The 12,395-nt window shown below is 60.1% G+C and carries 10 protein-coding genes; 4 read left to right on the top strand and 6 right to left on the bottom strand.

Annotation, left to right across the window (positions count from 1 at the left end; translation table 11 throughout):
• Window positions 1–149 precede the first annotated feature (149 nt).
• From AC3IX1_RS07600 to AC3IX1_RS07615, 4 genes are all read right to left on the bottom strand, one after another.
• Window positions 150–662 carry a cupin domain-containing protein gene (locus tag AC3IX1_RS07600; RefSeq protein WP_489387717.1) on the bottom strand — a complete coding sequence of 171 codons (513 nt, stop codon included), beginning with the start codon at window positions 660–662 and terminating at the stop codon, window positions 150–152.
• A 496-nt stretch (window positions 663–1,158) separates the two neighbouring features.
• Window positions 1,159–4,725, bottom strand: coding sequence for a hypothetical protein (locus AC3IX1_RS07605; RefSeq protein WP_489387718.1), 3,567 nt, complete (start codon window positions 4,723–4,725; stop codon window positions 1,159–1,161).
• Between the two features lie 162 nt (window positions 4,726–4,887).
• On the bottom strand, window positions 4,888–5,286 hold the full coding sequence (locus tag AC3IX1_RS07610; protein ID WP_489387719.1) for a YbaN family protein: 399 nt from the start codon (window positions 5,284–5,286) through the stop codon (window positions 4,888–4,890).
• Window positions 5,287–5,296: 10 nt separating this feature from the next.
• The gene (locus AC3IX1_RS07615; RefSeq protein ID WP_489387720.1) at window positions 5,297–5,884 is read right to left on the bottom strand and encodes a UPF0149 family protein; all 588 of its coding nucleotides are present in this window, start codon (window positions 5,882–5,884) and stop codon (window positions 5,297–5,299) included.
• A gap of 385 nt (window positions 5,885–6,269) precedes the next feature.
• Here AC3IX1_RS07615 and recQ point away from each other — a divergent pair, with 385 nt between their 5' ends.
• The 4 genes from recQ to AC3IX1_RS07635 all read left to right on the top strand — a co-directional run bounded on the left by recQ (window position 6,270) and on the right by AC3IX1_RS07635 (window position 10,634).
• Complete coding sequence (recQ, locus tag AC3IX1_RS07620) at window positions 6,270–8,396, top strand: DNA helicase RecQ (RefSeq protein ID WP_489387721.1); 2,127 nt, start codon at window positions 6,270–6,272, stop codon at window positions 8,394–8,396.
• Window positions 8,397–8,515: 119 nt separating this feature from the next.
• Window positions 8,516–8,950, top strand: coding sequence for a MarR family transcriptional regulator (locus AC3IX1_RS07625; RefSeq protein WP_007984163.1), 435 nt, complete (start codon window positions 8,516–8,518; stop codon window positions 8,948–8,950).
• Window positions 8,951–9,077: 127 nt separating this feature from the next.
• The gene (locus AC3IX1_RS07630) at window positions 9,078–10,313 is read left to right on the top strand and encodes a type IV pilus assembly protein FimV (RefSeq protein WP_489387722.1); all 1,236 of its coding nucleotides are present in this window, start codon (window positions 9,078–9,080) and stop codon (window positions 10,311–10,313) included.
• Between the two features lie 33 nt (window positions 10,314–10,346).
• Complete coding sequence (locus AC3IX1_RS07635) at window positions 10,347–10,634, top strand: Rdx family protein (protein ID WP_056721456.1); 288 nt, start codon at window positions 10,347–10,349, stop codon at window positions 10,632–10,634.
• On the opposite strand, the gene AC3IX1_RS07640 is transcribed toward AC3IX1_RS07635, so the two are convergent.
• Both AC3IX1_RS07640 and AC3IX1_RS07645 read right to left on the bottom strand, forming a co-directional pair.
• Window positions 10,628–11,521: a DMT family transporter gene (locus AC3IX1_RS07640; protein ID WP_489387723.1), complete on the bottom strand. Its 894-nt coding sequence runs from the start codon at window positions 11,519–11,521 to the stop codon at window positions 10,628–10,630. The genes AC3IX1_RS07635 and AC3IX1_RS07640 overlap by 7 nt on opposite strands.
• A 77-nt stretch (window positions 11,522–11,598) precedes the next feature.
• Window positions 11,599–12,357: a helix-turn-helix transcriptional regulator gene (locus AC3IX1_RS07645; RefSeq protein ID WP_489387724.1), complete on the bottom strand. Its 759-nt coding sequence runs from the start codon at window positions 12,355–12,357 to the stop codon at window positions 11,599–11,601.
• Window positions 12,358–12,395: the final 38 nt, after the last annotated feature.

Genomic DNA, 12,395 nt, shown 5'->3' on the forward strand with positions numbered 1-12,395 from the left:
ATGAGTGGTAGGGGGGGGGCGTCGGACCTGAAAAGCGTTACGCAGCGAGCTTGGAGAGTGTCTAGAGAACCCGGGGCGATTCAGACTATCCCTAAGCGCCGAAGCCGTAAAAAATCCCGTTGAGCCTTCAAACCCAACGTTTTTTTGTGCTATCGACCCCACCGATGCATTTGGATCTGCTCTGGCGCAATCAGCTTGCATGCCACGTTGTCGATGTAGAGTGGGCCTTTTACTTTCAGCGGATCGGAAGGGAAGGAAAATCTGATCTCAATGTCCACAACGTCGGGAGGCATGATGCCGGTGTACTGAATATGTTTCTGATCTCGTGTTAGCCACCAGAGACCAATGTCAGTTTGAATTATTTCGCCGTCTTGTGAAAAACCCGAGAACAAGAAAACCAAGATTGGATGAGTCTCTATCTGAGGTGGACCTTCCTGATGTTTGGCATTGGGGGCAAAAGCATCAAGCTCTACGGTGAAGTTGCCTGAATCGGCGTTAAAACGGGTGAAGAGCAGTTGCCCGGTATCCTCGCCTGGCTCCATTTTCGCCTGAAAGCTGCGATTGTGATGGACGACATTTGCCGGTGTACCAAAGTTCTGCACTGTCCAATACTGAAAGGTACCGCTTTCAAAGTTTCCGTTTTTGATCAGGTTTTCTGTCATGTCAGTCTCCGTCTTGTTTTATTTACTGGAATTGCCCCCCCCTGATAGAACTATTGGGCATTGAACGGGGCTTCGCTTTCTTGGGAAAAGCGTTGCCCCGTCCAATAACCCTCCGTATTAATTTCTGCCAATAGGAAAAATCCAGATTTGGGAGCAAGCGATAAGCGCCACCTGTTCAAGGGGAGGCGCCTATCGTGGATTACCGTACTTCGTATCAACAGTTCCGGCTATCGTTCCATCATAATGTGGGACTCCCCCCAGGACGAGCGCATGTTGAATACGGGGTGGAGTGCTCCCCGTGCCTTTACACCGGCATTCCTACACCGCTATGTTTTGTGGAGAAAAAAGGCCCTTTTTTGCACCGGCGATTTTGTCTCCATTTTGTGCCGTCCATGACTTTATGGTTTTTGCGTCGCGTATATGGACTCGGGGTTGCGTTTGAACCATGTGGGTGGAGCCTGGAGCCCCGGTGGCCTAGCTTCGTCAGGGCGCCATGCTATGCGTCACTTCTTGGTCGGTGGAATAGGTGTATGGATTGGTTGCCTGCGTGGTTTTCAATCCGGAACCTCTGATATATATTGTTGTCGTTTGGATCGAAGAGTTCGGGCCGGAGTCTCGAATATGTCATCGCTAATACATAGGAAGGGGCGTACTTTGCCCGAAAGACGATTGATCCATTGGGCCGATCCTCGCGGATAAAACTCTGGTGTGAACTGCCATTATATAAATTAAGCGCAACCTCGCTGGTGCTCATCCCTATTGCGTATTCTGGAGTAAAATAGCTAAATCGGATCCCGGTTGAACCGTCCAGCTGGTCGACGAAATGGAAAACCTGGTAGCCGTTCCCTGTGGGAGTATTCGGATATATTAGCCCGTCTGCGGCGTAGCCCGTGATTACGATATCTTCATTCCCTGTTAATACTCTAATAGCTCGGGCGGTGGAGCTCGGTGAGTCGCCATAGTGCGCTTTGGCCGTAAAGCTATGGCTACCTAACGCCAGCCCGGACAGGTTCTTGGTCCAAGTGCCGCCGTTGGCGATGACCTTGCCCAAGGGCATGTTGCCATCAAATACTTCCACCTCCAGACCCGCCGTAGCTGTGCCGGTCAACGTGACATTGGTCGCAATGGTGATGCCTCCGTTTAGGATGTCACCGCCCTCAACATTATCTTCTACTGAGATAATGTTCGGCCTGACTGCTACCGCCACCGTCAGTGTGCGTGCGGCCGACACTTGCCCACTGCCGTACAACGCGGTGGCGGTGAAGTTGTGGGCGGCCACGCTCAACCCGGTCATGGTCAGGGTCCATTCGCCGTTGGTGGTGTTGGCGGTGGCTTCCCCCTTGACCGTCGCACCGTCCTTGATCTGGACCTTCTGGCCCTTGCTCGCCACCCCGGTGAGCTTGACGGTGGTGTCGACCGTGAAACCAGCCTCTGGGATCAGAACGTTCTTGGAGTCTTCAGCCTTGGTGATCTCCGGCTTCAACTCCACTAGCGCCTTGACGGTATAAGTCCGTACAGGGAAGACCACGGCTTCGCTTTCATTCTGGCTCTTGCCCAGCGCCGCCTTGAACTCCATGGTCAGGCTGCTGCCGTCCTTGAGATTTTTTAACCCCGCGAGTGCGATGGCGTTTTCGTAGTAGCTATTATCGATCCACCCTTGATAGACAGACGAACCGGGTGCCTTGAGTAGCTGGTTGGTGTAGACGGTGCCATCCGCATTTGTGCCCTTCAGGACCAACCATACATATTGGCGAGTGGCAATCAGCGGCCAGACACCCATGCGGTAGGTGGCATTGGCGGTCAGGTTGGCGACGTTGAACACAGGGCCCTGGCCATTGTTGTCGGCATCCATGATGATCGGTGAATTCAGCACGTTGACCGGCAAGGTCCCGACATTCAGGCTCAACGGCAATGACGTAACAGGCTTGCCGTCACGGGTAATGGTAAACGTCACGCTCACCGTTTTGCCCAGGTTGAACGCCAGCACCGTGACCGGCAGCGCAATGCTCAGGTCCGTCTCACTGATCAGCCTGGCTTCGGTGGTATGAGAGGCTTCCGCATGGCTGCCGGCCACAGCGGCCCAGGTCACGCTCAACAGGTCGGTCAGCAGCAACCCCTCCGGCGGAACCACGGCCGTCAGCGCCTCCACGGCGTTCATCGGCAACAAGGTTTTGCCGTCCGCTTCGGCTTGCTGAATTCGCGGTGGGTCGAGCTGCAGTGCCACGCCCACGCTGAAGTCCAGTGGTTGCGAATACCGGGTGTTCTCCCCGGCACGTTCGACGAAGTACCTGGCTTGTACCGTGCCGCCCTCGTTGCCCTTGATCAAATTGGCGCTGATGGGGAACGGCACCGGATTACCGGCGGTGATCGTGGTCAGTTCGATCCAGTCGCTGTGCAGACCGGTTATCGACCCCTCCCATTCTCCTGTCACCTTGTCGTTGGCCAAGGTGTTCAGCCAGGTGGCGGTCAGCGTGGTGCCGTTGCGGTCCGGGTCGAGGACGCTGTCGACCACGCCGTCTACCCTTGGCTCCGGCAGCTCCAGGCGTGGTTCGCCAATATTGAGCAGCGATGCATGTTCGGATTCGCGCAGCGCATTGAGCGCGCTGTAGTGATCCAGCTTCGCCAATACGCTGTCGTCGCTCAGCAATTGGTAATAGAGCTCCAGCGTGCCGCCTTCCAGTGGCTTGATATGGACGCCGTCAACGGTGATGTACAGCGGCAAGCCGGCGGAGATGTCGCCATTGGTGATTGGTCGCAATGGCAGGTCGGGCAGGTGCGGTGTGAGATCCGGCAGGGTGCCGAGCCAGAACAGCTTGATCGCCTGGCCGGCCTCGAACGAGGCATCCCACGGGATTTCGATGCGGGTGCGCGGCAAGTCTGGATCGAGCGCCCCTTGCGAGGCGTCTTCGGCGATCGGCGGCTTGAGGCGATGGAGTTCCCCGATGACGCTGATGAACTGTCCTTTGGAATGAATATCGGCCGAGCCATCGTCTTTCTGGATGCGGTACGACAGCACCATCTGGGTCTTGGCCAGGCGTCGCAGCAGTGCATTGGGGATCGGTATTTCAAGGATGCTCGGTACGCTGCCCAGGACCTTGCCCGGCAGTTCGTGGTCGATCGGTACCCCTTCCACCGGCGTGCCTTTGACCCTGAGGAAGATGGTGTCGTCCTCCGCGAAAAACCTGGCGTCCACGGCAATGACTTGCCCGGTACCCAGGGCATCGCCCAGCTTGTCGACATCCAGCACGTTGTTCAGCGCTTCCTTGAGCAGCGGTGCATTTGGACGCGCCGTGTCGATGCTGACCACCACCCGTTGGGCGGCACTCCAGTCCTCGGAACGGTTGTCGACCTTGTCGTACAGTTCGAAAACCACCGCCAGGCCGGTGCTGTCAGAGTCCCCCGCGTCACGAATCGTGGCCTCGTCGACATGAATGACGATGGGCGTTTTGCCGTCGGCCTGATCCTGGGTCAGGGGTGGGCTGAGCACAAAGACACCGCCCCAGCTCAGGCGGATCACATCGCCGGGGGCAATGTTCGGGTAGGGGTCAATGGTGATGTCGACGCCAGCGCTCACGTTGTCCTGATCGATGCCGCCTTCGAGGATCTCGCGGGGAATGTGCATGACCAGCTTGGAGTGGCCCGGCGTGTCGTTGTCATCCTTGCCGCCGGGGCGGGTGAGTTTGACGAACACCTTCATCACTTCGGAGGGCTCGGCCGTCTGGCCCAGACGGGTCACGGCGTAGGAGACATTGAAGTTGCCGGCAATGATGTGCCGTGCCTCCACGAACATCCGCAGTTCGGTGTCGACCTCTGAAGCGGCCACGGTCTTTTGCAGCACCTGATTGCCGGGGCCCCAAAAAATTACCAGCCGGTCGCCTTGACCCATGACCCCCCACGGGCCGGCCAGGCATTTCAGGCCATGGCGCGGGAAGTTGTCCAGTACCGCCGCGATGTTCAGGCCCCAGACATCGGGATTGGTGGAGATCGGGTTTACGGTACGCCCGGGAATGCCCAGCTCACGCAGGAGTTTGATGCTGTTGTCGGGGGGCTGGGGTGAATTCATGAGAGGAACTCCTGTCGAGGGGAAGGGTGACGGAGTGATTTAAGGCTGAAGCAGATGCGGTGGCTACTGTCAGATCTGACAGGTCGGGAAGGGTTTTCGATGAGTGGTAGGGGTTGTGCCGTCAGGGTGAGGGCGTGTTGGGCAGGGCGCGAGGATGTTGCTTCAGGGGCTTTTTTGCAGGGTCTTCTGCCGCAGTATATAAACCGTCACCAGCACCGCACTGGTCAGCATGAAGCCCTGTGCCCAAGGCTGCGCTACCAGATAGCAGGAGAGCAGGATGCTCGCCCACATCAGGCCGATGGCGTAGACCTTGCTCTTTAGCGGGATGCCGTTGCCGTCGAGGTAGTCACGAATCCACGGGCCAAGCCGTGGATGCTCGACCAGCCATTGATAAAAGCGCGGGGAACTGCGGGCGAAGCAGGCGGCCGCCAGTAGCAGGAAAGGGGTAGTGGGCAATACCGGCAGGAAAATCCCGATCACCCCCAGCGCTACGCTCAGCCAGCCGATGGCCAGCAGTACGCAGCGCAACATCAGGGGGCGGTTGCCTATGGGGTTGTCCATAGGCAGAACCTTAGTGGTGACGGGGCTTGAGAATCGCCGGTTTTTCGTCTGGCGCGTTGCACAGCAGGTACAGCGCGGTCAGGGCTTCCGGGATCTGCACGATCATGTCGTCCATCAGGTTGGCATCTTTGGCGATGTCTTCGAACTCCGGCTGCTCGTCGAATAGGCCCGAGCCGACCATGATCGGCAGCAGCATTTCGCTGACTTCGTCTTCGGCACTTTCGAACCAGGCCGCTTCGCGCAGGAATACACCTTCCATGAAGCCGATGCACCAGCCGCGCAGGTCGGAATCATCCGGATCGTCGCCCAGGTCGAGGTCGCACGGCAGCTCGAATTCTTCGTCGGAGGCCAGTTGGCGAGCGATGTGGGCCTTGAGGCCGATCAGGGTGGCTTCGATCTCTTCGCGCTGGGCTTCGCCGCTGTAGTGCGGCTCCTCGGCGAAGAGTGCATCGATCCACTCACGATCGGGAACGACTTCGGAACAGATCGACAGCGCGGTGAGGTAGCCGTGGGCGGCCACGTAGTCCAGCGCCTCGTCATGCAGTTCATCAGCGTCGAGGAAGACTTGCAGGCGGGTTAGTTGCTCAGCGAAGGACATTAAAGGACTACCTTGGGGAATGTTCGATGCGGGAATTCTAGGCCTTCTTGAGCACTTGGGCCAGCCGCACGGCATATTTGCACCGTATTCCCTATAGGAGCGAGCCTGCTCGCGAAGCGGTGGGTCAGTCACCATTGATGTTGAATGCAACGTCGCCATCGCGAGCAGGCTCGCTCCCACCGTTTTGGCATTGCATGGGCGGTGTCTTATCAGCGGTGCCCTTTGCCGGACGGGGCTCGGGTATACTCGCGCGTTTTGTGATGCCCTGCTGGCGTCACGGCTGAAATGTGAAGCGTCATGCAATGCGCACTTACGATTTGTCGGTGCAGCGTCGCGTGTTCTGAACCAGCCTTGCAGGGATGATTCGGTGATTTTTGGAGTTTCTATGCTCGAACAGGCTCAACGCGTCCTCAAGGACATCTTCGGCTACGACAGTTTCCGTGGCCGCCAGGGTGCAATCATTGAGCGCGTGGCCAGTGGCGGCGATGCCTTGGTCCTGATGCCTACCGGCGGCGGCAAGTCCCTGTGTTTCCAGGTCCCGGCACTTTTGCGCGAAGGCCTGGCCGTGGTGGTCTCGCCGCTGATTGCACTGATGGACGATCAGGTCGCCACCCTCGAAGAGCTGGGCGTGGCCGCCGCCGCATTGAACTCCACCCTCAGCGCCGAGCAACAGCGTGACCTGGCCGCCCGCATCCGCCGCGGTGAAGTGAAAATGCTCTATCTGGCGCCGGAACGTCTGGTCCAGCCGCGCATGCTGTCCTTCCTGCAGGGGCTGGACATCGCCCTGTTCGCCATCGACGAAGCACACTGCGTGTCGCAATGGGGCCACGATTTCCGCCCGGAATACCTGCAACTGGGCCAACTGGCGGAAATGTTCCCCGACGTGCCGCGCATCGCCCTGACCGCCACGGCCGACAAGCGCACCCGGGAAGAAATCGTCACCCGGCTGCACCTGCAAGACGCCGAGCGCTTCCTGTCGAGCTTCGACCGGCCGAACATCTTTTATCGCATCGTGCCCAAGGAACAGCCGCGCAAGCAGTTGCTGGCGTTCCTTGCCGAGCGCCGTAGCGATGCGGGCATCGTGTATTGCCTGTCACGTAAGAAAGTCGAGGAAGTCGCTGCGTTCCTCAGTGAACAAGGCTTCCCGGCGCTGCCGTACCACGCCGGCCTGCCCAACGACCTGCGGGCCCACAATCAGAAGCGCTTCCTCAATGAGGAAGGCCTGATCATGGTCGCGACGGTGGCGTTCGGCATGGGCATCGACAAGCCCAACGTGCGCTTCGTCGCGCATCTCGATTTGCCGAAATCCCTTGAGGCCTATTACCAGGAAACCGGTCGTGGCGGCCGCGATGGTCTGCCGGCGGATGCCTGGATGGCCTACGGCCTGCAAGACGTGGTGATGCTCAAGCAGATGCTGCAGAACTCCGAAGGCGACGAGCGCCACAAACGTCTGGAGCAGCACAAGCTCGACGCCATGCTCTCGCTCTGTGAAGAAACCCGCTGCCGTCGGCAAACGCTGCTGGCCTACTTTGACGAAGATATGCCCGAACCCTGTGGTCATTGCGACAACTGCGTCGACGGCGTGCAGACCTGGGATGCCACCGAGCCGGCGCGTCAGGCGCTGTCGGCGATCTACCGCACCGGTCAGCGCTACGGCGTCGGGCACCTGGTGGATGTATTGCTGGGCAAGGACAACGAAAAGGTCCGCAGTTTCGGCCATCAGCACCTGTCGGTGTTTGGTGTTGGCAAGGCGAGGGCTGAAGGCGAGTGGCGCTCCCTGTTCCGCCAGTTGGTGGCTCGCGGACTGGCTGATGTTGACCATGAAGGCTATGGAGGCTTGCGCCTGAGCGACAGTTGCCGGCCGCTGCTCAAGGGTGAAGTGACCCTGGAACTGCGCCGCGATCTCAAGGCGCAAACCGTGGCGAAAAGCAGCAAGAGCCAGGCGAGCCAGCTGGTCCGTGGCGAGGAGCGCGAACAATGGGAAGCCTTGCGCGCCCTGCGCCGCAAGCTCGCCGAAGAACATGGCGTGCCGCCGTACGTCATCTTCCCCGACTCGACCTTGCTGGAGATGCTGCGCAGCCAGCCGACCTCGCTGGCGGAAATGGCCACGGTCAGCGGTGTCGGCGCGCGCAAGCTCGAGCGTTATGGCGAGGCCTTCCTCGAAGTGCTCGGCGGCCAGGTCGAGGCGCCGAAAGCGGTGGCCGACGTACGTCACGAACTGATCACTCTGGCGCGGGCCGGGATGACGCCGGTGCAGATCGCCGGTCAGTTGCAGTGCTCGGAAAAGAATGTCTACACCATGCTGGCCGAAGCGATCGGCAAGCAGCAGTTGTCATTGGAACAGGCGCTGGATCTGCCTGAAGACCTGATGGGTGAAATCCAGGACGCCTTCCTCGACGGCGAAGGCGAGCTGCCGCCGGTTTCCGAGATCGCCGCGCTGTTCACGGGCAGGGTGCCGGAAGGGGTGTTGTACTGCGTTCGGGCGGCCTTGCAGTCGGAATTCGAGATTTGAGACATCGGTAGTGCTGATGTAACGATTCACTACAGATCAAGTCTTGCCTCAAGTCGAGGCTCATGCTTAGCTGACTAATAATTAGTTTTTATTTATTTCAGTCTAATCATGAGTGTTTTATGCCGTTAACCGATCAACACCGCTTTGGCATGCAATTGGCCCAGATGTCCCGTGGCTGGCGTGCCGAACTGGACCGCCGACTGGCGGGCATGGGCTTGTCCCAGGCGCGCTGGCTGGTGCTGCTGCACCTGGCCCGTTTCGAAGAAGCACCGACCCAGCGTGAGCTGGCACAAAGCGTTGGCGTCGAAGGCCCGACCCTGGCTCGTTTGCTCGACAGCCTGGAAAGCCAGGGCCTGGTGCAACGCCAGGCAGTGCTGGAAGACCGCCGGGCGAAGAAAATCGTGCTCTGCGCGCCAGCGCGTCCCCTGATCGAACAAATTGAAACCATTGCCACGCAACTGCGTCACGAACTGTTCGAAGGCGTCGATGAGGCGGATTTGAAGGTGTGCATGCGGGTTCACGGGCACATCCTGGGCAACCTTGAAAAATCTTGAGGCATAACCGACTGCCAGGTTTTTGAGATAGCGCATTGGGCTGACTATAAGAACTACTCGGCAATATCGTGTTCGTAACGGATGTACGAACGCGTACGGGTAGTTTCTGTAGATCTCAAGGATGCTCATGCTCAAGTGTTGGCGATTGGTTTTACGCGGTTGTTCTAAGTGGTTGCTGGCCGGGGCCGCGGTCACTTACTCGGCATGGGCGCCTGCGCTGGGCCTGGGTGAAATCACCCTGCATTCGGCGCTGAATCAACCGCTGCGTGCCGATATCGCACTGGTGGATGCGGCTGGCCTGGAGGAGAACGAACTGTCGGTGAGCCTGGCAACGGCAGACGAGTTCAGCCGTGCCGGGGTCGACCGGGTATTTTTCCTCAACGACCTGACGTTCACCCCGGTGCTGCGCGGTAATCGCAGCGTGATCCAGGTGACCTCCGGCAAACCGGTCAGTGAACCCTTCCTGAATTTTCTCGTGCAGCTCAATCAGCCTAAGGGGCGATTGCTGCGCGAGTACACGGTTCTGATCGATCCGCCGGGTACGCCAGGTGTTGTTCCCGCCACCGAAGAAGCGGTTTCCAGCTCCCCGGTGTCCGCATTTCCCCGTGTTCAACCGGTCCGGGCGCCGTCACCCGTGGTCAAGGCGCCGCCGGTTGATCCTGCGGTCGAACAACTGGCCGCCAGCACCCTGCAAAACCACCAGTTGCAAACCACTGTCGATGAGCTCAACACGAAGCTACAAGGCCAGGATGAGCTGATCGCCAGCCAGAAAATACAGTTGGCCGAGCTGCAAACCCAACTGGCGGAGCTCAAGAAGGTAAAGGCGCAACCCATTGCTTCCGACGCAGTGGCGCCAGCCCCCGCTATTGCTGAAAATCCCGGGGTTGGCTGGCTGCCGATTGCCGGTGTGTCGGCGCTGATAGCGTTGCTGGTGCTGGGCTGGTTTGTTCGCCGCCAGCGCCAGCAGTTTCAGGCCACAGCTTCAGAGGCGCTGCCGTCGCAGCATGAACCGTTGGCTGAGCTCTTGATCGAGCCAGTGATGTGGCCCCCCGTCATGCAACCGTCCGCTGTGCATCGCGACGAGGTGCCGGCCAACGATGAGCTTGAGCGGGTCGACAGCAGTCATTCCATTCCGGTCGCTGCTGCCGTGGCGGTGGTTCCGGGTCTGGCGATGTCCGGCGAATCCACCACTGACGATGAGTACCGGCTCAACCTGGAGGAACTGTCCATGGCGTCGAGTTGGGACGTGATCAGCCTAAGCGAGAGCCCGCAGCCGGCGGCTCTGGCCATGATCGAGCCCGGGTTCGAGCTGGAGGCGCAACTCGCTCCGCCGCCTCGACAGCCACCGGTCGGGCTATCATAGCGGCGTCGTCAAACTCTGGAGTCAGGCCCCATCATGACCGTCAGCAAACCGGAAATCATCATCACCTATTGCACGCAATGCCAGTGGCTGTTGCGCGCGGCCTGGCTGGCCCAGGAACTGCTCAGTACCTTTGGTGATGATTTGGGCAAAGTTTCCCTGGTGCCGGGCACCGGCGGGGTCTTTCATATCTACTGTGACGCCGTGCAGATCTGGGAGCGCAAGGCGGACGGTGGCTTCCCCGAGGCCAAGGTACTCAAGCAGCGGGTTCGCGACCAGATCGACCCGGACCGCGACCTGGGGCACAACGACCGCACTCAGTGAGACGCGGCCTCGGCTGCAATGGCCTTCTTGCTTGTGCCACTTGAGAACCGGCTGGACACCACAATCGCCACAATGATCAGCGCGCCCCCCAGCAACATGCGCAGGGTCGGGTTTTCGTTGAACAGCAGCCAGGCGACGGTGATGCCGTAGACCGGCTCCAGGGCGAACACCACGGCGGCAGTGCGTGCCTTGATCACCGCGAGGCTGGCGACGAACAGGCTGTGGGCGACACCGGTACAGAACACACCGAGCAGGCCGATCCACAGCCAGTCGATGGCGCGCACTTCGCTCAATTGAGGCGCCGCCACCGGCAGCAGGCACAGGGCAACCACCACGTTCTGGCACAGCGCCGCCTGTACCGGCGGGACCCGCCCGGAGCTGGCACGGTTGGTCAGTGACAGCAGGGCGAACAACAACCCGGAAGCCACGGCCCACAGCAGGCCGGTGGTGGCGCCGCTGGCCAGGTCAAAATCAGGCGTGACCAGCACCAGGCCGACACTCACCAGCAGTACCAGCACGATCTCATTGGCGCGAATGCGCTCGCGGAAGATCAGCCCCTCGAGGATCACGGTAAAGGCCGGGAAACTGGCGAAACCGAGCGTCGCAATCGCCACGCCGGCGACTTTCACCGCAATGAAGAAGCTCACCCAGTGCCCGGCCAGCAACAAGCCGCTGAGCAGCAGCCGGCGCCAGTCCACGGCCTCGAGTTTCTGCCAGCGCGTCTGGCTGGCGAACCGTGCAAAAAACGCCAGCGCGAGCACAGCAAACGCGGCACGGCCGAACACGATGATCGCCGGTGACGCGGCAGCCAGTTTGCCGAACACGCCAGTCAGGCCGAACATCAATGCGCCGATATGCAAGGCGCCAAGGGCGGTACGGGGAGTCATTGCAATCCTTAACGACAAACGAACAGAGGGCTCATTGAAACGCGTAATGGCCCATCAAGTCTGTCGGCAAACTCGCGTTATTTGTCGCCAGCCTCGCGCCGCAGTTTTCCGGGCGATGCCCCGAACTCGCGCAGCACCGCTGCCGCGAAGGCACTCTGGGAGCTGTAGCCGACGCGGCTGGCAATCTCGCCAATGGGCAGCGCCGAATTGCGCAGCAAGCCCACCGCAATGTGCAGGCGTCGGCTGCGGATATAGTCCATCGGCGTTTGCCCGCATTCGGTCACGAACCGCGCATGCAATCGGGCACTGGAAAGGCCGGCCACCCGAGCCAGGTCGGCCACTTGCAGCGGGTACGCCGCGTACTGATCGATGTGTGCGTTCAGCGCGGCATAGGGCAGGCGCCGACCGCCGACGGCCGCGGGCCTGGCGTTGTTGAGACTGGCCAGCAACAGCACCGCGCCTTGTTGTGCGATCAACGGATCATCGACCGGACTGTTCGCCAGCCAACTGACCAATTGGCTTTGCCCGGCATCCAGGGGCAGGCGCCCGGCGTTGTCGAGCAAGCGTCGGCTGGACTCGGCGTGATCGCCCAACGACTGGGCAACCCATTGCTCGCCGGGGACATCCAGCACCAGGCAACGGCTGCCATTGGCACTGCCACACGCGTGATGCGCTCCGGAGGGCACCACCACGAAACTCTGCTGGACCACCTGGCTGCCACGGCCGTCGACCTCGAAATCCAGGGCGCCCGAAAGCCCGAACACCAGTTGCGCGTGTTCGTGGCTGTGGACGATCAGGTCGTGGCTGTATTGGCGAAGCGTGAGGATCGGTCTCATCGCGGGTCTCCCGGTTCAGGGCGTCAGTCTACACCGAG

The organism is Pseudomonas sp. KH_046_2 (assembly GCF_057838985.1).